The sequence below is a fragment of the Chitinophaga sp. 05T412 genome, assembly GCF_056396465.1.
Window position 1 is genome coordinate 612,230 of sequence record NZ_JBFTLN010000002.1, and the last position, 24,043, is coordinate 636,272.

General features: G+C 45.8%; 18 protein-coding genes. 6 read left to right on the top strand and 12 right to left on the bottom strand.

Features of this window, described 5'->3' with window-relative positions:
• Positions 1 to 27: 27 nt before the first annotated feature.
• Positions 28 to 489 carry a lipocalin-like domain-containing protein gene (locus AC1DFM_RS06225; RefSeq protein WP_477075832.1) on the bottom strand — a complete coding sequence of 154 codons (462 nt, stop codon included), beginning with the start codon at positions 487 to 489 and terminating at the stop codon, positions 28 to 30.
• Between the two features lie 184 nt (positions 490 to 673).
• On the opposite strand from AC1DFM_RS06225, the gene AC1DFM_RS06230 reads away from it, so the two are divergent.
• From AC1DFM_RS06230 to AC1DFM_RS06240, 3 genes are read left to right on the top strand one after another with little or no spacing between them, the layout of a single operon-like run.
• Positions 674 to 1,510: a hypothetical protein gene (locus tag AC1DFM_RS06230; RefSeq protein ID WP_477075833.1), complete on the top strand. Its 837-nt coding sequence runs from the start codon at positions 674 to 676 to the stop codon at positions 1,508 to 1,510.
• Between the two features lie 45 nt (positions 1,511 to 1,555).
• Positions 1,556 to 2,089, top strand: a complete 534-nt coding sequence (locus AC1DFM_RS06235) for an RNA polymerase sigma factor (protein ID WP_477076033.1) — start codon at positions 1,556 to 1,558, stop codon at positions 2,087 to 2,089.
• The gene (locus tag AC1DFM_RS06240) at positions 2,089 to 2,694 is read left to right on the top strand and encodes a hypothetical protein (protein ID WP_477075834.1); all 606 of its coding nucleotides are present in this window, start codon (positions 2,089 to 2,091) and stop codon (positions 2,692 to 2,694) included. The genes AC1DFM_RS06235 and AC1DFM_RS06240 overlap by 1 nt, the downstream gene beginning before the upstream one ends.
• A 6-nt stretch (positions 2,695 to 2,700) precedes the next feature.
• On the opposite strand, the gene AC1DFM_RS06245 is transcribed toward AC1DFM_RS06240, so the two are convergent.
• Complete coding sequence (locus tag AC1DFM_RS06245; RefSeq protein ID WP_477075835.1) at positions 2,701 to 5,817, bottom strand: efflux RND transporter permease subunit; 3,117 nt, start codon at positions 5,815 to 5,817, stop codon at positions 2,701 to 2,703.
• 195 nt (positions 5,818 to 6,012) lie between these two features.
• On the opposite strand from AC1DFM_RS06245, the gene AC1DFM_RS06250 reads away from it, so the two are divergent.
• Complete coding sequence (locus AC1DFM_RS06250) at positions 6,013 to 6,390, top strand: winged helix-turn-helix transcriptional regulator (protein WP_477075836.1); 378 nt, start codon at positions 6,013 to 6,015, stop codon at positions 6,388 to 6,390.
• Positions 6,391 to 6,503: 113 nt separating this feature from the next.
• Here the strand turns inward: AC1DFM_RS06250 and AC1DFM_RS06255 are convergent, their stop codons facing one another.
• Positions 6,504 to 9,257: a hypothetical protein gene (locus AC1DFM_RS06255; RefSeq protein ID WP_477075837.1), complete on the bottom strand. Its 2,754-nt coding sequence runs from the start codon at positions 9,255 to 9,257 to the stop codon at positions 6,504 to 6,506.
• A 644-nt stretch (positions 9,258 to 9,901) separates the two neighbouring features.
• On the opposite strand from AC1DFM_RS06255, the gene AC1DFM_RS06260 reads away from it, so the two are divergent.
• Positions 9,902 to 12,937: a SusC/RagA family TonB-linked outer membrane protein gene (locus tag AC1DFM_RS06260; protein WP_477075838.1), complete on the top strand. Its 3,036-nt coding sequence runs from the start codon at positions 9,902 to 9,904 to the stop codon at positions 12,935 to 12,937.
• Positions 12,938 to 12,949: 12 nt separating this feature from the next.
• Positions 12,950 to 14,389 carry a RagB/SusD family nutrient uptake outer membrane protein gene (locus tag AC1DFM_RS06265; RefSeq protein WP_477075839.1) on the top strand — a complete coding sequence of 480 codons (1,440 nt, stop codon included), beginning with the start codon at positions 12,950 to 12,952 and terminating at the stop codon, positions 14,387 to 14,389.
• 307 nt (positions 14,390 to 14,696) lie between these two features.
• On the opposite strand, the gene AC1DFM_RS06270 is transcribed toward AC1DFM_RS06265, so the two are convergent.
• The 9 genes from AC1DFM_RS06270 to AC1DFM_RS06310 form a co-directional block, all read right to left on the bottom strand.
• Positions 14,697 to 15,257: an RNA polymerase sigma factor gene (locus AC1DFM_RS06270; RefSeq protein ID WP_477075840.1), complete on the bottom strand. Its 561-nt coding sequence runs from the start codon at positions 15,255 to 15,257 to the stop codon at positions 14,697 to 14,699.
• A 390-nt stretch (positions 15,258 to 15,647) separates the two neighbouring features.
• Positions 15,648 to 15,992 carry a DHCW motif cupin fold protein gene (locus tag AC1DFM_RS06275; RefSeq protein WP_477075841.1) on the bottom strand — a complete coding sequence of 115 codons (345 nt, stop codon included), beginning with the start codon at positions 15,990 to 15,992 and terminating at the stop codon, positions 15,648 to 15,650.
• A gap of 12 nt (positions 15,993 to 16,004) precedes the next feature.
• Positions 16,005 to 16,484, bottom strand: coding sequence for a hypothetical protein (locus AC1DFM_RS06280; RefSeq protein WP_477075842.1), 480 nt, complete (start codon positions 16,482 to 16,484; stop codon positions 16,005 to 16,007).
• A gap of 151 nt (positions 16,485 to 16,635) precedes the next feature.
• Positions 16,636 to 17,502: a hypothetical protein gene (locus AC1DFM_RS06285; protein WP_477075843.1), complete on the bottom strand. Its 867-nt coding sequence runs from the start codon at positions 17,500 to 17,502 to the stop codon at positions 16,636 to 16,638.
• Positions 17,503 to 17,585: 83 nt separating this feature from the next.
• Positions 17,586 to 20,588 (bottom strand): hypothetical protein, encoded by a 3,003-nt coding sequence (locus AC1DFM_RS06290; protein ID WP_477075844.1) that lies wholly within the window; start codon positions 20,586 to 20,588, stop codon positions 17,586 to 17,588.
• Positions 20,589 to 20,598: 10 nt separating this feature from the next.
• Positions 20,599 to 21,081, bottom strand: coding sequence for a DUF4280 domain-containing protein (locus AC1DFM_RS06295; protein ID WP_477075845.1), 483 nt, complete (start codon positions 21,079 to 21,081; stop codon positions 20,599 to 20,601).
• Positions 21,082 to 21,090: 9 nt separating this feature from the next.
• Complete coding sequence (locus AC1DFM_RS06300; protein ID WP_477075846.1) at positions 21,091 to 22,044, bottom strand: hypothetical protein; 954 nt, start codon at positions 22,042 to 22,044, stop codon at positions 21,091 to 21,093.
• Positions 22,045 to 22,048: 4 nt separating this feature from the next.
• Entirely contained in the window at positions 22,049 to 22,534 is a 486-nt protein-coding gene (locus AC1DFM_RS06305) for a hypothetical protein (protein ID WP_477075847.1), read from the bottom strand.
• Between the two features lies 1 nt (position 22,535).
• Entirely contained in the window at positions 22,536 to 24,035 is a 1,500-nt protein-coding gene (locus AC1DFM_RS06310; protein WP_477075848.1) for a hypothetical protein, read from the bottom strand.
• Between the last annotated feature and the right edge of the window lie 8 nt (positions 24,036 to 24,043).

Below are 24,043 nucleotides of genomic sequence, written 5' to 3' on the forward strand. Positions count from 1 at the left end.
TTGAATACTCTTTCCTGTCCTTTCTAATTACTGCTTCACCCATGTAAACGTAAGCCTATCCCCCGTCTTCAGTCCATTTTCCACATAATACACCAGGGTCTTACTCTTACAATCATAACTTTCGATGGTAGCATTCAGCTGCTCCCCATCCCCATTTTTGGTTAAAACATTTCCATTCAGCTGCCAGGTGCCATGATCATTGTTAACGGGCGTACAGGCAGTACCGGCATCATTGTAGTCATAGGTACCATCACTTTTAAAGGTTAGGATATCGTCTTTTTCACAGTCTTCCGTGTAGGCGTAGTAGTCTACCGGCGCGGAGGTGGCACTGGCCTTATATTGCAGAGCGGTCAGTTTATACGCCCCGGAGATATTGGCTACATTAACAGCGCATGCCGGCTGATCATTACTTTTCTCTTTCTTGCAGGAAAAAAGCCCCATACCTGCTGTCATTGCTATTAAAGCCCATTTTTTTGTGATTGTATTCATACATTTGATTTGAATAGAAATAAGTGTTTGCCAGTAATACCTCCCTACTAGCCCAAATGGTTGGATAAAAAGAAAAAATATTTTTTTCAGGGAATACCCAACCCTTCTTCAAAATCAGAGGTATTAGTGACGGAGATCGGGCTGCAGATATGAATGATCGCATTTAAATAGCCGGTAAAACAACATGAAAAACATTGTATTAGTATTGGGTATAGCCGGTTTGATGAGTTGCCGGACGTCTATAAAGCTGGCCATTCCGGAACAGTTTAAACAACAGGCGGTGATGCAGCATGTGGATGGCGCCAGGGGCAATAAAATGTCGTTCGCTAATTTCAGCACGTCGAAAATTAAGAGAGGGTTACATATCAGCAATGCACCCTGGTTCTGGGGCGGCAATGGCTTTTTCCTGGAAAATTTATTCCTCCAGAAATATGGTATTAAAAAAACAGAACTTGTTACCCAGGAAAAAACAAAATTCCGTTACACCCTATCAGATGGAAAAAACCAGGTAGACATATATGCCCGTGAAAAAGAGCTGGAAAAAAGAAGGGGATATGAAACCATTAACAACGACAATAGCATCCTCAATGGCTTTTCTATATTGATGGCACATCAGTACATATTTTCTGCGATGATTGTGGCTGATACTATCCGGAGTAATAATAAAAACTGGGAGTTGCTGATGACGAATGTCTACGACCGGGAAGCAGAGCACGACAACAACCCTTTTACTTTTGCAAAAATGGAAGATAATGGACTGGCGACCAACGGTGTGGATACTATTTTTATAAAGCCGCTGAGCATCAAAAAAACATCCTTATCTAATGGTAAAACCGGACAGTTGCCATTCAAGTTATTGTCGGGGTACGAGCTAAGCACACATGACGGCGTGATTGCTATTATTGACCTGATAGACAGGAATATCTGGTTTTATAATGAATTAAATGCGACGGACAAGTTACCTGTCAGTGCTATTGCCACCGCTATTTTTGCGAGGCGGGTGAATGACGCCAAATGGTAACATCTCTCAAAACATGCATATAAAATACTAATGGCTCATTAATTCCTGGAACAAGATTTAAGTAATATCATCCTTGATTGCCGCAATGGCAATAGAAAAGCGCAGGAGCAACTGTATCGGCAGCTTTATGGCTTTGCTATGGCTATTGCTATGCGCTATGCCACGGATGAACATGAAGCCGCTGATATTTTGGGGCATGCTTTTGTGAAAATGTTTCGCAGCCTCCACACCTTTGATACCAACAAAGGAAACTTTCATGGATGGTTGAAGAAGATCGTTATCAACGAATCATTAGATCACATCAAACAACGGAGTCGGTTTACCAGCCTGGAATTACATACTGCAGAAGAACCTTTTGTCAACAACAGCGTGATTGAAAAAACAGATGCGGCCGCTATATTACAGCTGGTCCGACAGCTGCCACGTGCTACCCATGCGGTATTTGTATTGTATGCCATCGACGGCTATACGCACAAAGAAATTGCCGCACAACTCAACATCAGCGAAGGCACCAGTAAATGGCATCTGAGTGAGGCAAGAAAAATTCTTCAGCAAAAATTAACAGCAACAAAAACATAGTGAATAAAACCACACCATACGAAGATTTAATAGCAGCAAAGCTGGAACAGATGCCGGTGCCTGATATGGCAGACGCTATCTGGGACAACATTGCCATGCAATTGGATGCCGGTGTGGATATCCCGGAAGCCAAACCTACGCCCAAATACAAGGGCAAAATAGCGTATGGCTTCCTGGGTGCAATCATTATTGCTGCACTAATATACTGGTACTATCACACCCAACATCAAACACCTGCTAACACCACCACGCCCAAAGCGCCGCCAGCCATAGAAAAAACAACACCACTTATTGATAGCCCTGCTGTTATTGATAATAATATAGAAAAGAAAAATGCGCCCATCCTTCCTGTTATTATAAAGAAGGATAGCGCATTTTCCCCTGTTCACGCACCAGACAGCGTCCACGTGGATTCTATTACCATAGCGCCTTTAACGCCGGAAAAGATAGACTCCTTTGTTTCTTCTCATCAAAAAATACCGGAACGGGTGTTTGATAGTATTTACCAGATGCCCGTCCGCAAAAAGCCTAAAGGCGTAAAAGGTATCAAGCCCGATGACTACCGGCTGGACGTCAACAAGGACTCGATACCTAAAAAACAATAGTCCTCTTTATTGTTTTGCTGGCGTTCCAAAGAATTTTTCATGCAATCCCTGAAACGCTACAAACAGCACCGGAATAATAAACAGTCCCAATATCACCCCGAACAACATTCCTCCTACCGCTCCGGAGGCGATGGCACGGTTCCCTTGCTCAGATGCTCCTTTGGCAAACAACAACGGCAAGAGGCCTGCAATGAATGCCAGGGATGTCATCAGGATGGGACGCAGACGAAGCGTAGCTGCCTCCAATGCCGCCTCCACCAACGACTTGCCAGCACGACGGCGTTGTACCGCAAATTCCACAATGAGGATCGCATTCTTCGCGAGTAACCCAATCAACATAATCAGCCCTATCTGCACATAAATATTATTGGTAACATCCATCATCCGGATAAACACAAATACACCCAGGATACCGGTAGGAAGCGATAACATCACCGCCAGTGGCAGAATATAACTTTCATATTGCGCCGACAACAGGAAGTATACGAATATGATACATAACCCGAAGATGAAAACCGTTTGTGAACCGGATGCCTGCTCTTCCCTCGCCAGACCAATATATTCATGCGAGAAATCCACCGGCAACACCGAAGCCACTTCGTTAACAGCTTTCATCGCATCTCCGCTGGAAAAGCCTTTATTTGCCTGCACACTGATGGTGATCGCATTGGCCTGATTGAGGTGGTTGATTACTTCCGGACCAAACACCCGTTCCAGGCGGGCAACGGATTTCACGGGCACCATTTCACCATAGGCGTTCTTCACATGTATATAATCGAGACTGCTTTCGTCTTTACGAAAAGGAACATCCGCCTGTACTACCACCCGGTAATATTTACCAAAGCGGTTAAAATCAGAAGCATATACGCTGCCATAATATGCCTGCATCGTATTTAACACATCACTTACTTCTAAGCCAAATTGCTTGGCCTTCAACTCGTCCACTTCCAGCTGGTATTGCGGATAGTTAGCACTGAAAGAGGTGTAAGCACCGCCAATTTCTTTACGGGCCAACAGATTAGCAATAAATTCGTCGGCCTGCTTCGCCAGCTTGTTGATATTACCGCTGGTATTGTCTTTCAGCACTACATCCAATCCATCTATGGCGCCAAATCCAGGCACAGTAGGCATCGTGAAAGTAAAGGCATTGCCTTCCGGGAAAGCGGCAAAAATCTTGCTGACAGAGTCCGCAATCTGATTGATATCTGAAAAGTCGCCCCGCTCTTTTTTAGCTTTCAGCACGGTATACAGGGAACCGTAAGAAGGAGAAATGGTAGCTGACATCAGGTTCTCCCCTACTACCACTACCGTGAAATCTACCGCCGCAATTTTGTTGACGCGGCTTTCCACACTGTCCAGCAGCTTCTTCATGCGCGCATAGCCTGCTCCTGGCGGTAGACTAACCGTCGATATCAGGTTACGCTGATCTTCCGTAGGAATAAATCCTTTGGAGGTGTTTTGTGTCAGGAAAAACGCAGCAGCTGTAACCAGTGCCAGTCCGCCGAAAGCCCACCATTTTTTCCGTATCAGGAAATGCGCAGCCTTGGTATACTTACCAGTGGTAGCCTCGAAACCGGCATTGAACAATTCAAAAAAGCGGCGACCTGGTTTTTTATCTCCCGCATGCGTTTCCTTTAGCAGGATAGCGGATAACGCAGGACTGAGCGTTAACGCATTCACAGCAGAGAGTACAATGGCAATAGCCAGTGTAAAAGCAAACTGCCGGTAAAACACGCCCACTGGGCCATCTGTGAGACCAATCGGCAAAAACACGGCTGCCATTACCAGCGTAATAGAAAAGATGGCGCCGGTAATTTCGCTCATGGCGCTAACGGTAGCGGTGCGCGGTGTCATCCCCTGGCCTAGTTTACTATGTACCGCCTCTACTACCACCACGGCATCATCTACCACAATACCAATGGCCAACACCAATGCAAAGAGGGTGAGCAGATTGATGGTAATGCCGAATAACTGCATGAAAAAGAACGTACCGATAATGGATACCGGCACAGCCAGCGCGGGAATCAGCGTAGAGCGCCAATCCTGCAGAAAAATGAATACCACTACAAACACCAGTATAAACGCTTCCACCAGGGTATGTGTTACCTGTTCAATGGCTTCATCGAGGAAGTCTTTGGTGCTGTAACTCAGGTTGTATTTAATACCGGCAGGAAATGATTTTGCCTGTTGTTTCATCAGTTCATAGATGGCTGTTTGTATTTCGTTGGCATTGGAGCCGGGTACCTGGTATACAAATAGTCCCACGTCTGATTTCCCTCTGGTGCTCACGGCCGACGCATATACGTGATCGAGTGATCCTAATTCCACACGGGCCACATCTTTCAGGCGCATCACGCGGCCATGGGAGTCGGCGCGGATCACGATGTTTTCGTAATCCACTTCCTGGTTCATTTTACCTTTGTATTTGATCGCGTATTCAAAAGACGACTCGCTGCCTTCTCCCAGTCGGCCGGGGGCGGCCTCGAGGTTCTGGTGATTGATAGCAGTGATTACTTCCTCCGGTGTAAGGTGGTAAGCCGCCAGCTGTGCAGGGTTCAGCCAGATACGCATGGCATAGTCTTTACTACCGTATAAAGCCACTTTACCTACGCCGGATATCCTTTGTATTTTGGGGATAATGTTGATCAGGGCGTAGTTGTTAATAAATTCTCCATCGTAGCGACCATCAACTGCGTACATGTCCAGGTACATGATCATACCATTTTGCTGTTTGGCGGTGATAACGCCGGCCTGCACTGCTTCTTTGGGCAGCTGGCTCATTGCCTGCGCCACGCGGTTTTGCACGTTTACGGCTGCCTGGTCAGCATTGGTGCCTTGTTTAAAGAAAACGGTCAGCGTTAGTGTGCCGTCGTTAGCGGAGGAGGAAGACATATACGTCATATTTTCCACCCCATTTACTACCTGCTCCAGCGGGGTAGCAATAGCGCGTGCAATTGTTTCAGCATTGGCGCCGGGATACCTGGCGGTGACTACCACAGAAGGAGGGGCTACATCAGGAAATGTTTCCATGGGCAACCCTTTCAATGCTAATAGTCCCAGTATCACCAGGATAATAGATACCACAGTGGCCGTGACTGGACGGTCAATTATTCTTTTCAACATACATTATTCTGTTTATCAATACCGGGCGGCCGCTCCGTGTGTATTATGATTGCTAATTGCAGAACAAATGTCTTTTTAATTGAATCAGTAAGCAATACAGGATGAAAGAATCTCTAAAGGATAAATTAATCCCTATGTGCTGCTGGCGGCTTCCCCGAAATGAAATATATTTGGTCTTATAAAAAAGGGTACTGTATGTATGTCAAAAAGCTCCCCGAAATTGAATACGGTGTAAATATTACCATAAAAGCACTGGGTGGCAAGTGGAAACCGTGTTTACTCGACTGCATCCAGCTGGGTATTCATCGGCCGAGTGAAATGTGGCGTGCCATCCCCGGATCTACGCTTCGGGTATTAAGTCAGCAATTGAAAGAGATGGAAGAAACCAATATTGTATATAAGAAGATATATGCAGAAGTGCCGCTCCGCGTGGAATATCACCTGACGGAATGGGGCAGCCGGCTGATAGAAGTGGTGACCATCATGAATAAATGGGGGAACGACTATTCAGACGCTCATTTTGATGACCAGGGCTGCCGCCGGGATGAGGATGGTTGTACTAAAAACAATTGATGAAAAAAATCACGAATTACGAATTACGAATTACGGATTTGTGGCTAGATGGTAAACGCGAATAATATCCGCTATCATCTAGCCACAAATCCGTAATTCGTAATTCGTAATTTTCACCTCCCTTCATAGGCACGTCCGGGCGTGATGTGATACGTTCCTCCCCGGGCTTTGAAAAATAACGTATGCTTACCTGCTATCACTTTTACATTCCTGTTTATCTCTCCCCCTTCGATATGCCAGAATCCCGGCTCCATGCCGGTTAGCACCACCTGGTATTCTTTATCGGCAGGTACTTTCAGGTTAAATCCTGTGCGTACTAAACCAGTGCTGGCACTCATTCCTACAATTCGATCTGCGAGCGTGATGATGTAGCTTTCGCCGGTTTCATAATAGCTTACTGGTAATGGCGCCACACCATCTGCCGTCATTTGAAATACGGTAAGGAAACGATCGCGCTTATTGGCTGATTTGGGTGAAATCATGATGCGGTAGGCGCTGGCTTCCGGTTTATTGGAATTCACTTTATATGGAAACTCAAAGGTGCTGTTGGCTTTTTCACCACTGAGAATTTCTGTCAGACGATCCCCGGCAGCGGGTACCAGCATATCTACATAGGTATTACCGGTGACGCCGTTTAGCTCGTTGTGCAACTTCACGCCGGTGGGCGTTTCCACGGGTGGTTTCAGCGTATTGATTTGCCAGTATTTTTTGAACTCCGGTTTGGCAGTAGTCATATCATCCGTTAAGATGATAGCTGCCGGCACGTCTGCTCTGCCGAGATTCAGAAAGCAAAAGCCGCGGGTATACGCACGCATCTTAGCAGCATAGGCCGCCGTTAAATCGGCTTTAAAATAGCTATAGGCAGGTGTTTGTGCAGATGGTCCTTCATCCGCCGATTGTACGGTGCCGTAATCGAACCAGGGATCAGACATAGTTTCCGCGGGCGTAACCGGGAAACGCTGACTGAAGCGGGAACCGCCATCATTGGCTTCTGTTCTGAATAACAGCGRTTCCGCCGGATCTCTGGCCAGCATCATGCTGTGGGAGATAGAACGTTTATTGAAGTTGAAATCATAAGGCGTTCCGTAGGACAAATACAGCCCGATACAACCCACCTGCATACCATGGTAATAGATTTGCAGGTCACCGGCATCGGCATGCTGATGATTTCCAAAATGATAGCCGCCTCCTTTTATTTCTGCAATGACATCTGCGCTGGCGGGAGTATTGTCCCAGCCCGTTCTGGCCACCATGGAGCCCAGTATGGGTCCAAAATCTTTTGTCAGCGGTAGCGCTGCCGGACTGCGTTCCGCTTTCAATGCAGGATCATTTAACAAGAGATATAAAACGGGATTATCCGGTAGCCCTCCTTCTCTTTCAAACTCTCCTTTCACCAATGGATTATTTGAATAGGCATAACATAGCAACATGGTTTGCGGCTGTTTCCAATAGAAAGGTTTGCCGTTGGTGTTCACGTTAAATACATCGCCATCGTGGAGCATAGCGCCATTGGGCAGGCGCATATATAACCAATATGCGGGAAGATTTTTGATATTCTCGTCAAACACCGGGGCGCCGGTCATGCGGTAATACAGCCAGGCGGCGTGCATTTCCCAGCCGAAACGATAAGCGCCGTAGTCTACCCCCTGATTGTGCCGGGGCGACTGATACTCAAACTTCCGCATGGGCACCAGTTGTTCAAGGATAACGTAAGAAGTGTACTGATAAGGCAGTGGATCTTCGTCGTATATCGCGATACTCATGGCCAGCAAGTCGCGACTCACCTGCGCTTCATTGCCATGGCCATTAATAGCGCTGTTGTCAAATGGAGGCCAGCCAATTTCCATTTCCCTGGCGAGGCGCATCAGGTTTTTATATAGCAGCTGTTTTTCTTTTGCACTCAACAAATCGTAGCACCAATCGTATACCAGGGAGCCCTTGTAAATAGCACGACCTACTTCTCTGGTAATATCTCCATACTTCACGTTACCAAATTCCACCGCCGACAGGTAGCTGCACATCAGTTGCACTGCGGCGCGCCCTACTTTTTTATCTCCCGTCATGAGATAATAGCAGGCTTTTGTTTCGGCMGTTTTTTCTATGTCGTCGCTATAGGCGATTTCTTTATCCCGGCTAAAAGGAAATACAAAAGGGGTAAGCGCCTGTTGTTTTACTTTCTCCCAGGCGGCTTGATTTTCTCCTGTATTAAGACGGGCTTTGATGAGTGGCAACGTTTGTTCGTTTACCCATAACCGTGGTCTGCTTCTAGGCGGAAGCACAGCAGGTTGATAGTGCAACGCTTGCTCCGGTATGGCCGGTGGGACATAGCTTTTCCAACCCATGCATTCAAGACGGATGCCTTTAGGCAGCCATATTTTCACTTGCTGGGACTTGCCGCTGAGTTCAAATTTCCCGGCGGTTTGTGTGCCATGGTTCCAGGAGTCGAACAGAATGCGTTTAGTAGGGCGTTGTTGATCTATCTGAATTTTAATAAAGGAAGTGGGCAGGTTGCCCTTCTTCAATAATTCATTCAAATCTATTTCGGTACTGGCGTACGTCATTATTTCGTATATCCCTTCCTGTGGTACCTGTATAGTAAATGTCAGGTCTGGCGTGGTATTGTTACTGTCGATACTTTCGTTGGCCTCCTGCTTCAGTGCCAGCCATTTCACCTGATTAGCGGCGTCTTTAATGGTGATGATCGTGCGTGGATTGATCAATGCTTTATCAGCGCACCACTTGTTTACCTGCGCGAAGGTAGCCAGCGACAGGATATTGCATGCGATCAAAAGCAGGAGTGCTTTCTTTTTGTGGATGATCGTTCGTGTTGATTGTTTTTCGTTAACCAGTTTTTCCGTGTTGCACATGAATTTTACGATTATGAATTCAAAGGAGGAATAATGTTCCAGGTTCCGTTCGGATGCCTGATGTTGATTGGCAGGTGATAATATAAACTACAATTATACTTGTTTTTTGTATACAAAACAAGATTATCAAGGTAAACAAAAGTCGTGTTTATGGGTATTAAAATCCACAAAATCGGCTATCCATAGCAGATTAAAGGTAAAACCGACGCTACTTACTCCCGCAGGGCCGCGCGTTTCAATAATTTTTCAAAATAGTTTTTTGTTTACAAATAATATGTATATTCGTAAACAATTAAAGTTTTATTACCAGGAAAACAACCGACATACCGGTTGTTATGCAAATCCTGACTATGCCTTTTTAAATCCTGCATGCGAGGCGCAAAGAGAAGATCCGGGCAATCTGTTTAAAAAGCAATAGCAGTCAACTGATTCCACCACACCGGCATATGCACGTGCTTTTAGCATGCGATGCTCCGTGTTTGAACGAAAAACAATTAAGCCAATCAACCAATATTGCTGGCAATCATCCTGTATTGCCGGCTCATCAAAAAACTATACCAGATATGTTTTTCCACCTTCGAACCAGGCGTAGCCGCCAAGCTTCGCATGGCACCACAATGCCCGGCCTGTCTACCTTTCGCCTGATGGCAAAGCTTACCTGGCTGCTGCTGTTTTTATGCAGCATAAAGGTATCTGCTGCTACACATTCCATCACGCAGGATACAATACGTGTAAGCGGCACCGTTACTGACAGCACCGGCTCCCCGGTACCCGGTGTTACCGTGAAAGTACAAGGCACCACGCAGGGCACTACCACAGATGCCAATGGTAACTATCAATTTGCCCGCGTTCCGCAAGGCGCCACCCTCCTGTTTAGTATGATGGGTTATGTGCCGCAGCAGATGAAAGCTACGGGCAGTCATCTCAACATACATTTAAAAACAGGCAGCCGTCTCCTTGATGAAGTAGTGATCACTGATGGCTACCGTACCACCACCCGCGCCGCTAATACCAGCGCCATTGGCACCATTGGCGGCGCTGCACTGGAAAACAAACCTTTCTCCACCTTCATGCAATCCATGCAGGGAAAAATAGCAGGGGTATCTGCACCGCTGACCAGTGGCCAACCCGGCGGAAATGTCAATATCCGCATCCGCGGCGTAGGTTCATTGTCGTTATCTTCAGACCCATTGATTGTAGTAGATGGTATGATTGTAAACTCCGGCGCATTATCCGGTACTGTTACCACTTCCAACGCCCTGGCAGGCATCAACCAAAACGACATCGAAAGCATTGATGTACTGAAAGACGCTGCTGCCACCGCATTGTACGGTTCCCGCGGTAGTACAGGCGTAATCGTTATTACCACCAAAAGAGGAAAAATGGGCAAAACAGCTGTCAGAGCCGATGCAGAAGTAGGTCAATCCAGCCCTATCAACCTGCCGGATGCCGGCAAACCACTCACAGCCGATCAATATGCAGAACTGTTCAAAGAAGCACTGACAAATGCCAACTATACACCCGCACAGATAAAGGACCTGTCTGACAAATATGGTATCAACAGCGGTAAAAGTAATAACTGGTACGACCTGGTAACCCGTAACGGCCGCCAGCAACAATACAATGTGAGCATCAACGGCGGCACAGAGAAATCAAAATTATTCGCCTCCGCAGGTTACTTTGATCAACAAGCTACCACCATTGGCGCCGATTTTAAAAGAATATCCGGCCTTTTCAATTATGATCACCAGATTAATAAACGTATTCAGTTATCTACCGGCATCAACGTTTCCAATGTAGGGCAAAATACGCCGTACAGCACCCAATACTCCGGCAACCCTACCTATGCAGCCAGGGTATTAACACCGTTTCAGCTGGCCTATAAAGACGATGGCTCCATTAATACCAGTACCTCCGGCAACACCAACTTCCCGGCAGTATACAATCCGTTATGGATTGCCCAGCATGATAAAAAGTATTTATCGGAAACCCGTATGTTAGGCAGCACCCGCCTGAAATGGAATATCTGGGATCAGTTAACCTACACCAGCTACTTCAGCATCGACTATAACACATTGGAAGAAACCGTATTCCTGAACCCCACCATGGGCGATGGCGTAAATGCCGGCGGCACCGGCGGTACCAGTAAAAATTACTACTCCCGTTATTTTAACTGGCTTACCCGCAACCAGCTCGATTACCGCTATGATATTTCAGCGCATGACAACTTTTATGTGTTGGCATCTGTAGGATATGAAGCGCAGAAATCAAAGAAATACATGCTGGCGGCTGTAGGTAGCGGATTCCCTTCTGCGCATGAAGACTTAACCGCACTGGGCAATGCGGCTACACCTACTACGGCTTTCGGTCAGTATAACAACTATGCTTTTACTTCGCTGTATTCCAATGCCAGCGTGAATTATAAAAACAAGTATGCACTCAGTGGTTCCTTCCGCAGAGACGGCTCTTCCCGATTCCCTGCCGATCACCGCAATGCAAACTTCTATTCTGTTGGTGGCACCTGGAATGTACAAGAGGAAAATTTCTTCCACCTCCAACATATTCTTTCTTCCCTAAAAATCAGATCGTCCTACGGTACCACCGGTAACGCCAATCTCGGCAACTACGACTGGATACCACAGGCTGCTTATGGCGCTACGTACGGATATGCAGGATATAACGGTAACCAGTACACGATTATTGGCAGCAAAGACCTGCGTTGGGAAACCTCCAAAAAATTTGATGCAGGCACCGATATCGGCTTTGCGAATGATCGCTTTATTTTAACCGTAGATTACTACAACAATAACATTGATGGTCTGATCCGTTCTGTGGCCACCTCCCTCACTACTGGCTTTGGCGCGGTAAGTCAGAACGTAGGTTCTATGGTAAACAAAGGCTGGGAATTTACGCTGAAAGGTGATATCGTAAAGGCGCGGCAGTTTAACTGGTACAGCAATTTCAATATTGCCCTCAACAAAAATGCGATCACCAAATTACCGAAAGGCACCAATGAACGTAATGATCAGTTCTACCTGAAAGAAGGCTACAGCTTCAATAACTATTATATGAAAGAATTTGCCGGCGTAGATCCGCAAACCGGCAGCCCTTTATATTACACAGATGGTGGTCATGCTACCACTACCACCGATATTTCAAAGGCAGCCTATGTGGTACTTAACAAACAATCTATTCCTAAGTACGTAGGTGGATTCAATAACGTATTCACTTATAAAGGCATTAGCCTGGGTGTTGACTTCACGTATAATTTGGGATATTATGTTTACGGTGCATCAGATATCTACTTCACCTCTGGCCTCTACTACAACTATAACAAGTATCAGTTTATTTACAACAGACGCTGGACTACGCAAGGTCAGCAAACAGATGTGCCTAAATACTCTCCCACTACGGATAACTCTGTGAGCACTTACCGGTTGTACCGCGGCGATCATATCCGCCTGCAGAATCTCAGTGTTGGCTATGATTTCAAAAACGTTGGTTTCGTGAACCGGCTGGGTGTCAACAAACTACACGTCTATGCCCGTGCCACTAACCTATGGCTCAAAACCTTTGACGACAGGCTGCCATTTGATCCGGAGGTCAGCTATTCCGGATTTGATTACCAGAATATGCTGAAGTACAAAACATTTACAGTAGGCATTAACGTTGGACTCTAAACTATTATACTGATGAGAAATAAACATACACATATATCCATATTGCTGGCGGTAGTAATGCTGGCATCGGCCTGTGGCAAATCCTTTCTGGATGAAGAGCCTTCCACTTCGGTTTCTATAGAGAAAGCTATCTTAACAGATACTGATATGATGGAAACTATTGCGGGTACGTACCGGTCGCTGGACAACTACTATATATTCGGTCGAAATGCCCTGGTGATGGGTGATTTGCTGGCCGACAATATCTACATCAGCAGTGCTAATTCCGGCCGGTTGCTATCGCTCAACAACTATACTTTTAATTCGGGCAGCTCAGAAGCCAAACTGTTGTGGTCACAAAGCTATTACAGCATACTGCAGGCCAACCGGGTGATTGGCGCCAAACTGACTGCTACCAACAGCATTAATCAATTAAGAGGGGAAGCTTATGCCATCCGGGCATTGTGTTACCTGACCCTGGTGAACTGGTTTGGTACGCCCTATACTGTTAATCCCGCTGCTGCCGGTGTGCCGTTGGTAACGGTGTCAACTGATATTGGCGGCGCTTTCATTAAGCCGGATAGGAACACCGTGGCGGAAGTATACACCCAGGTGATCAGCGACCTGGATAGCGCGTATAATTTGATGCCGGAAACTACCCCCGCGATACATGTAACCAACTCCAATTTCATCGCCAAATATGCCGCCAAGGCGCTTCAGGCGAGGGCCTATTTGTATAAAGGTGACTACGCCCGCGCAAAGGATGCCGCGTTACTGGTAGTACAAAACGGCGGATATACACTGGCTGCAGATACCACCAGCTTCAAGAACTACTGGGGGTCCGCTGTTACCCGAACCGATAAACTGGAAACTATTTTTGAGATCAACAACTCCGCTACTGCTAACAATGGCGCAGAAGGAATTGATAATCTTTATTCGCCCAGTGGCCTCGGTGATTTGCTGGTAACAGATGATACCTATGCGCTGTATACGGCTACAGACATCCGCACCCGCCTGATCATCAACGGGATAAGAAATGGCAACCAGGTATATATGGTCAACAAATATCAGAATGCCAATAAAACAGATCGGGATGAAGTAAAAATATTGAGGTATGCAGAAGTATTGTTAACGTTGTCAGAATCGTATGCCCGTTTAGGTGATAACGCCAATGCGCTGATTTACTTAAACAAAGTGGCGCAAACCCGCGATGCCAGCCAGGCAGCATATACGTACACTGGTCCCGCGCTGATTAATGCTATCATTACAGAAAGGCGGAAAGAGCTGGCCTTTGAGGGATTGCGATTCTTTGACCTCACCCGTACGAATGTAGATTTCACCCGTCAGAATATGGGTGTAAAAGCGGTATCATTTTATGTAGATGTGAAAACGACAGATTTCAGGAGGCTACAACCAATTCCGGATGCAGAAATAGCCGCCAATCCGGGTATTAGCCTGAACCCGGGATATTAACAGGCAGAAGGCACAAAGCAGAAAGCACAAAGCTATTTTAGCGATTGATCAGAGCGGATTTTGTCTTTGAACAGGATTAGTCTGATTATACTGATTATACCGATTATATTTTTTCCGATTTTAAAAGATAATAGTAGATCGAAGCGGATATATTTTCTTCCACTTATTATCTTACTAAATCCAGAAAATCAAAATAAAATCAGTATAATCAGACTAATCCTGTTCAAAGACAAAATCCGCTCTGATCAATCGCTAAAATAGCTTTGTGCTTTGTGCTTTCTGCTTTCAGCTAAATGCGATGAGAGGTTTACAGGTGGGCTGGAGTAAAATAACCGCGTAAAATTTTTACAGCAGTTCCGATCTGGTTCTTTACTGTTTGGATGCTGGTGTTCATTTCTTCCGCTATTTCCTTATGACTTTTCTGATCATAATGTCTCAAACGGAAGGCAGTAGAGGATTTAGGCGGCACTTTCCTTGTCAGGGCAGTATTCACCTGGGTATAAATCTCCTTGCTTTCCAGTGGATCATTCGGTGTAAATGGCTCGTCCGGAATAACGCTGGTAAATTTCTTCTCGCGGGTAATTTTGTTCAGGCAGCGATTACGTACGCTGGCATACAGATAGCACTTCATGATAGAGGCCCTGTCCCGGTTCTGATAATTTACATCAATTTTAAGGAAGGATTTCTTCTGCCAGAAATCAATAAAAAACTCCTGGATAAGGTCTTCCGCCTTACTGTCATCTTTCAGCATGTCTGTGGCAAGTGACATCAAAATACGGTGGTACTTATTGTACACGGTGGTAAAGGCTTCGGCACTACCATCCTTTAGCAGTTCCAAAAGAACTGCATCCTGGTTGTTTTGTTGCATTCTCGTTTCCTTTTTGAAGAGAGTGGTTTCGGAAAATTAATTACACATTTTAAGTTGTACGGTGCTAGAAAATTGCTTTTCTACTGGTTTAACACTTAGGTTGAAATTGGTTTATCTGTAGCCCCTTTTTTAAAACTTAACTTAAAAGTAATGCTATAAAACGTTACAACTGGTTAAGCATTTGTTAAGCAGGAATGTTTAAAAAGTATGCAGATTAGCCACTATGGCTATTAAGGACAAGAATACGCTTATTAACAAACGGAATTAATGTAACCAAATGGTTACATTAAAAAAGGACGGTTTTAAGGCCCCAAAAATGACTTCAAATAAAAAAAAGCGGAGATAAGTAGTACCCCTACCTATCTCCGCTTTTTTACGTACTTAAAAAGGCTATGGCTTTAAAAAATCACCATCTACTATTAATAGTTTTACACCTGCCGCCGACACAGAACGATGTGAACTTAAATTATCAGATACCACATAACTCATACCCGCCGACAACTCCACACTTTCCCCATTCTCCAGTTCACTTACAAATGCGCCCTGCAGACAATGCACAATATGGCCCTTCTGACACCAATGGTCTGCCAGGTAACCAGGCGAATACTCTACAATCCTTATTCTCAGACCGGGAAACTGCAAGGTTTGCCAACGGGCAGTACCACTGTCACCCGGATGAATAGTAGCCGGAATAGCCGACCAGTCAATTGCCTGAAAGGGAATAGCTGTACTCATATAAAAATTATTTTAACGTAAACGGATATACGCTTCTACTATTTCATGATCTACGCCAATGCTTTCAATCTTCTCTACCCCTTTTTGTATCAGGGTATCGTTCTGTAAAGTCAGGGTGAAAGAAAAATTTTTGTCTTCCCAATCCCGGTGGGTACAGTACTGCAGATGCTCTTCATACTTATCGCCCACCAGGGTATAAGTACCGGCGCCAGAGCTGTAGACCACATTCGCCGTATCTTTTCCCTTGGCCAAATCATGCATAAAGAAAGCAAAGTGAGAACCATTAAACAGCTTAATCATTTCCTGCGACTTGCCCGGTACAGGGTAGGTGGTGGAAGTATCTCCTTTCTTAATCAATTTACTATAGGCTAATTTCCAGGTGCCGGTAAGGGGTAAAGTTGCGGCAGCGGGTGTTTCAGCTACTTTTTTTTCTCCGCAGGCGGCAAGGGCAAATGCTATCATTCCTATGATAGCCGTTGAACGTAGATTCATATCAGTGAGTGTTTAAAATCCAATAAAGAGGGTGGCCTGGATACCTCACACATTCATCAGGCGGAGTACAACGTTACTCAAAACATTTTGATTTTAAAACAACAGCGGCCAATATCCGAATGGATACTGGCCGCTGTTATAAAAAGATGCATTATCGTATTACCTGCAATTGATTGCTGCCAACTGGTTTATGCAGCAGCAGGCTATAAATTTTGTACTTATTATCTGCAATACCAGTTATCGCCGATTCCCCCCTCAATTCATCGTCTGTCCGGATAAGCCCCACGACTTTCCCATCTCCAAAAATTTTCAACTCATAATGCTCCAGTGGTAACATATCCAGGTGGTAGCCTTTAATTTTTTCAAAGCGGTTCCAGGTATCAGTGGCATCGCTGGGCTTATTCTGGAACATTGCCTGCTCTATTTCTACTTCGCGGTTGTATATCAATCCGGCTATCTCGTCCATTTTGCCGTCTGCCATCAGCTGACGATACTTAGCATAAAATGCCAGTACTTCTTTTGTGAGCTGTGCTTTGTCTTCTTTTTTCAGGTCCTGGCTTTCGGTCCAGCCTTTGAGCCGGTAAGGCGTTGTTGCTTCAAATACGCCTGTAAACTCCAGGTAAGGCACGCTATCCATCTGTACTTCCGGCATTTTGTAACGAAACAGCTGCTTATATTCCTTTGGCGTTTCCTTGTCGTCGTCGCCCGCCACTACCTTCACTTCCAGACCACAATTCTTTGCCAGTAAGAACGGCGACATTTTATCGTTGTCATCTACTTTGGGAAATACCCGAATGGTGATCTTTTGTTCTCCGCTTTTGAGAATAAGGGAAGATACCGGAAAAACTGCCCCACCCTGATTCCCCGAGCCGTAAAACGAATATGCGGGCATATCATTTATCAGTACTTCATAGGTGCAGTTGTAGCTATTGAAATCCAGGTAAAAGCGCGGATTATAGTCGTATTTTTTTATCCCTTTATAGCTGTTGAGATATTTTTCTTTGATACCCTGGTTCATAGTTTCTTTATTTGCATTTGTTCCCTGCCCGCAGCTCTGCAGGGCAATCATTAAAATCAGTGAACATACTATGGATAATTTCCTCATCCGTTCTCTTCTTTTTTTGTTAGATATATTTTCGGCAACGACACCTTCTTTTCATCAATCCCTACTTCGAAAGATGCTTTAGGATGGGCGTCTGCCACGTCTTTGTATTTATCTGGTTTGTTGGCATCTGTAGTAGCTACTTCCGTGGTACTCTCCGCAGGTTTTTTCTTCACCTCTTTGGTTTTCTCACTCACATTCACGTCCACGGTTACATATACCTCAATTTTTATGCCTTCGAAAATCAAATCCAGTGCCATATATAGACCGTCTTCATCGGAACCAAGACTAGCCTGCAGTCCCAGGCCGGCAGTCCCTTCCAGGCCCAGGCCCAGTGCTACCATTACTTTAGTCTGAAATACGGTGGCGGTTTTGGCGAGGTATAATTTACATTCTACTTTCACGGAAATAGAAGCGCCTCCCTTGATCAGCTGTTCTTTTTTGGCAGAGCTACCCTTTTCACGGGTAAATACATTTCCCCCAATGCTGTTATGCTTAAAGGAGGCCTCCATATCTATTTTACCGGTAACGGTTACACTAAGATCAACGGAGCTTTTCTTATCTGCAAAAATGTATAACAGTCCATCTACCGCTTTCAATACAATATAAGCGATGGGATGCCGGCGACAAAGCAGCTCCAGGAAATCCCATTTCAGGCTGATACCCACCAACGGCTTGGCATCCAGTTTAATCAGGATAGTGCGGCCGGCGCCCCATAGCTGGCTGTCGCTGTTAAGCGGGGGCATGGTTTCATAATACCACGAGGCCGCCAATCCCAATTTCGGGAACTCCAGTTCGTATTCAAAAGGCTTCCGCTGCATGCGTTGCACCAGCTCTTGTATGCTTTTGTCTTCCGAACCCTGGTTCTTCTTTACAAATTCGTCCGGGTCCTTACCATCATCACCGCTGGTATCGGCTTTGTTTGTGTAATTTCCGCCAATAATATTTTGCCCTTCCTTCAGCAATTTGAGCGCGCCCCGCAGGATGCGGAAGTATTTCATGACCAGGTCTTCCAACGGATCAATGCTATCTCCGCCATTGTTCCATTCTGCCTTGATGGAGAAGTCGAACTCCTTCATCAGCTCAATCAGCTCTGCCAGCTTACCCTTCGCTTTAGTGGGCGTAGGTGCTTCCGCTTTATCTTTCTTGAGGGCAAACATTTTGCCCAGGTCGTTACCAAAATCTTCATTCGCTTTATCCAGCTCCGCATTGGGTCTGTCAAATTTTTTCTTCGCTGCTTCACCTAATTTTTCTACGGACTCCAGTCGCTTCATGGTAAACCGTTGCATGGCGTTACCAATACCTTTCCCTTTGTTATCCGCAGCAAACTTGGTTTTCAGCGCTTCAAAATCGGAGGCCTCCATGTTAAATGCCAGGGCGGCGGTCCATTTGATGTCGGGGTATATGGCAAAGTCGATGGCATGTTTCCAGCGACAGGTTTGTATGGTCACCGGGAAATGATCTACCTGGGCTGCGGGAATCCAGATATAGCCCAGTACTCTTTTGGCCAGTTCTACTTTATCGAGACCTTCCGGCATGTATTTATACTCGGCATCAAATTCCAGTTCTGTATCGGATGATTTGATGACGCCCGAAAAAGAGCTGCTGGTATCCCGTTTATACTTGTAGTTATTCAGCTTTACTTCCACTTTTCCTTTGGCGGCGCTGTCGCTTTCTCCCGGCCGCTTTACGCCGGCCTTCTCATCTTCTTTCTTATATCCTTTTGCCAGGAAGCTGGTCAGGTCTATCACATGATCTTTATGCTTGGGAGTGGCGGTACATTCTTCCGCATGTGTTACCAGGTTTTCCACCTTTAATTTGATCGTTTTTTTAGCGGGGCCGCCGCCGGCTACGATATTAAACGTCAGATTTTCTGATGGTTTGAAATCCAGTATATTTTCATCGAAGATGGTTTGTAGTCCATCATCTTTGCTTTCCACCGTGATCCTGCTGTATTTGCAGGGCTGGAACCGTTGCGAATTGGTGGGAATATCTCCCACTATCACGGGTTTATTACCGCCATACATCAGGGGAGATTCTTTTATTTTCTCATCTTCTGTAACGGTGATAAAAGCACTCGTCAAAGACTTGGAAATCTTACCAGTCTTGTTTTTCAATACCGGGTATATTTTCAGGCTTTCTCCGGCGCCGGGTTTCCAGAGGTCGTCAATAAACACATCGATGATGACTTTTTGTACAAAGGCTTCGTAGGTAATGGTACCATCGGCGGCAATTTTAGCGGTTTTCTTGCCGTCTTTATCTTTTAACACATAGTCGGTTACCTGCTTTGCGCCGCGGGTGGTTTCATCATTTAATATCTTGGTAATTTTCACCTGCCGCGTGAAATGTTTGATGGCATCGTTGGGGGTTTGCTTTCCTTTTTCGATGTCTGCTTTACCATCGGTACGTTCCCATGGCGGCAGGTCATCATCAGCGGAGGTGGTGTCGTGGTCCATCAGGAATATTTTAATTTCCTGGCCATACATCGCCTGGGTATAGATATGCAGTTGTACGCTTTCCCGGAATTTTCTGGCGCTGCCGGTAATGATAGCGCCATCGTTGTTGGGCGAATACTCCCGCCATTCGGCAGAGAGGAATGCCGGCTTTCCTTTGGCAGCAACGAAATAGCCATGGGTAGCGGAGTTGGTAGGTTCCTGTTCACCTAAAATCGGCTCTATCCAGGCGAGCCCGCCACCTTCTACTATTTTAGGGAAGTTGGCATATACGAGCGGTCCTTTCAGCGCGTCGTTCACATCTGTTTTTTTGAAAGTGAGCGTACGCAACATAGACCAAATCCACTGATAGGCGGGCTTATTGGCGGCCGGCGCCTTCATGGGGATCGTAATTTTTGTGGGCGCAGGTATCTTCTCCACCATGGTGGTGATACTAGTCATTTCTGCACGTATAGATCCTGCTTCATTTAATACGGCAGTAGATTTTTTGGCGTCAACAGTTCCTTTGGTAGCCGGAATGGTAACAACCAATTTTTTATTATCAGACATGGCTGCTATTTTAGAATGGCTGCCCCTGTGGCAGTTTAATCAGGAATAAATCTTCTTCTACTTTTTGCACATCCACCATGGGGTTGAGATGTGATTGTACTTCTTTATCGGCTTTTTCCGCATCTTTTTGTGTCATGTCGGCGGTTTGCCCATGGAAGGTGATGTCGATACAGTCTTTACCACCAATGGCACAGGTGCCTTTGCTATCTTCCAATAAAATATTACTACCTCCCGGCAGTACTACTTTATCATAGAACCCGCTCCAGGCGGTGATGGCCACTTTGCAGGGATTGTTATTCATTTTTTTGCAGCTGCCAAAAGTGTTGGCTTCGAAGGGCTGACCAATATCTTTGGTATTGCCCAACGGCTTTTCCGCACCATCTTTATCATTGATATAGTGTACCTGCTGGCTCTTTACTTTTAGTTTATCGGGAGTAGTCCCAAACTTGCACTGGCAGATGGCTCCCTGGCAGACCAAATGTTTTTCGCTCATATCCTGATTTTATCCACGCTTGAATAATGATGAAAAGAAGCTTTTCTTTTGTTCGTTTGTTTCGGATGGTGTATCAGTCATTACCACCTTCATCGTGGGTGCCGGCGCTTTATCTTTTTCCCGCAGGTGATAAATAGAGAAGCTGATTTTCTTCTCTGCACCTGATTCCATGTGACAGTGGCCGATGATGGCATTGATGGAATAGTCCTGGTGATATAGTTTATACACGATGTCCATGCTTCCTTTCAGTGGCGTATGTATGCCCTGCATGTGCTGCGACAGTGGCAGGTCTTTTTCCTGTTGCAGGTCTTCCACACTGCGGGGATCGTTGCAGGTGCCTTTTTGCTGGAGAATAAGACAGCCACTATCCGTATGATGCTGCACCGGCTTTTGCGTTACAGCAAAAGTCACCGGCGCCGTATACGGCATCACCGGCAAAGCGGCGGTGATAGGTCGTTCTATGATATCGCTCCCCTGGTATACATTGGAAAAATAAAGCGACATAAACCAATCGCGGCAAAGCGACTGATAAATATGTGCATGGCTGCTTACCGCGAGGTCCATGTATTCCACGATGTCGTCCGTTACCTTACCGGTATAATACTGGGTGATCCCGGGCTTAGCTTCCTCCCAGGCCGCAGCGATTTGCTCCTGGTTGGCCACCGCAGTAAATTGTCCGGCTTCATTCACGGTGATCTGCAGTGGGTACAATACGCGGCCACAGCTTTCTGCCAGCTTATCGATCATTTTTTCCGGTGCCTGGTCATCGATATATACCTGTCCTTTATTGATTTCAAAGAGGAACTGCGGTCCCGGTTGTTTTCGTATACAGCATACCGTTATTTCATAGCTGATGGTTTGCTGTGCACCAGCGGTATGGAAGATATACGTAACGCCATAGGTCCTGTTCAGATGTATTGGGTTAAAGCGGAAGGCATTTGCCGCTACGGATGAGTGATTCATATGGCTACGACTTCTTTTTATGAATATCTTTTGCTATCAAACGGCTGGTTTGTACCAGCACGTCATTCACGTATTTCCGCACGGATACCGGCAATGCGCTGGTATCGGAATCTATTTCGTAGTACAGCGGCGGACGGTTGGTAAATCCCAGCTCTATCATTACTGCAGGTTGATCATGGCAATACACGCATCCCCATTTCGCCGTATTGCCTGCGGTGAACAACAGTGAGGGAATGGAATCCATGATAAACCGGCTTTGCTGCCACTGTTCGGCCGATTGCTTTACCACGGCAGAATCAACCTTAGGACCGTTGGTATCCAGCCAGGTACGTTCCAGTGTGTGAACCGTAATTTTATATTTTGCACGTACGCCCATGGAACTCACGCCAAACTTCACCCAGTCCAGGGCATTATTGGCAGTAGGTGTTTGTGCAGTTGCGCAGGCGCTTACCAGCAGCAGGAATACAAGGGGGAACAAATATTTGCCCATACTAATAATTTGTAGTTAAACTTCTGTCCTTTCTCATGATATCCCATTGCCATTTGAAAAACGAGCACATTTTATCTCCTGTTTCAAAAGGGTTACGGTTGCCATTCTTCTGCCAGGTGTAGTCCATGATATTATCTGTATGGCCCTGGAAGAAAGTAAACGGCGGTGGTGTAAGGCCTTCCAATGGCGAACCAGCGCTAAAGGTGTGCTGCAAGCTCAATGAGTGGCCGGCTTCGTGCAGGAGTGTATGCCGGTGATTCAATCCATCCAGGAATATCACGTACGCATTTCCCCATTGAAATTCCTTCGCAACGTTACCTTCGCCGGAGGTTAAGCCCAAGAGGGTACCAGCAGGAGCGTCTGTCAGGAATATGTAGGTGCGTTTGTTTGCATCGCCGTCAATACTTCCACCAGCAGGCTTGTGCATACCATATTTCTCGTATAGCCTGATGATGTCATGCAGATAGGTATCTGTCGAGAAAGGCCGGTTCTGGAGTGATAAATTATCCAGGCAGAAAACCACGTCCATGTCCGTAGAGGGGAGGGTACTGATTTCGAAAGATGTATCTGTCTTTAGTTCTGCTCTGATAAGGGCCTGATTAAAAGAGTTTCTTTTAAACTGGTATTCAAAGTCCTTTACGTGTTTTTGCTCAATGGTAGCCATACTGGTACCACGGTAGCCTACCCGCACCAGCACCAATTCCATTTTAGGAATTTCATTGTTCTGGTATACCATCAGTTTTCCTACTTCGGTTTTCTTGTTACCCAGCTTCGCGAAAATTTTTACTTCTTCGTGCTGCGACAATGGGGCATCGTTATTCACCACATTGATGGCGGCTTTCAGGGTATAGTACATCACTTTTACTCCGCCGGGTAAAAACTTCTTCTTCTTACCGGTGCCGATCAATGCGCCGATACTTATTTTCTGCGGGCTTACTTTCAGGTGTGGATTTTTGCTTTCGAAGATAATCTCCGTACCATCGTTGATGACTTCCTCAATTTCCTCCAGTTCCAGATCCAGTTGCGCGCCGTTTTTATTCATAGATGAACCGTGCTTAAACTGCGCCGCGGTGGTATGCGGAAAAAGCGATAGCCATGCTGGGTAATAGTCTTTCCCATAAGGCTTTACCGGGCTTTTCACATCTTTCAGATAAGTGCTTTTCACGGCTGCTACATTATCTGCCAGGGGAAGGTTACTCATACAGGAGCTACCGTTATTATCCCGTTCTATGAAGAAGAGTGGATAAATATATTCATCCCGGACCCAGTCGAAACCATATTCGCCTTTGTAGTCGGCGGGTCTTCTGACATGTATCAGGAATTTTTTGAGTTCTTTTTCCTTTTGCTCCGGTGCTTTATACTTATCGTAAACAATTTTATCGGTGCTTTTCAATTTCACCTGGTTGGCGGCATTCAGGCTGATATCGCCGTTGGTGGCGTAGGTAACAGACTGCTCCGAATGCTCTACAATTGTTTTCGCTACAGAAATTATATTTCCCATGTGATCAG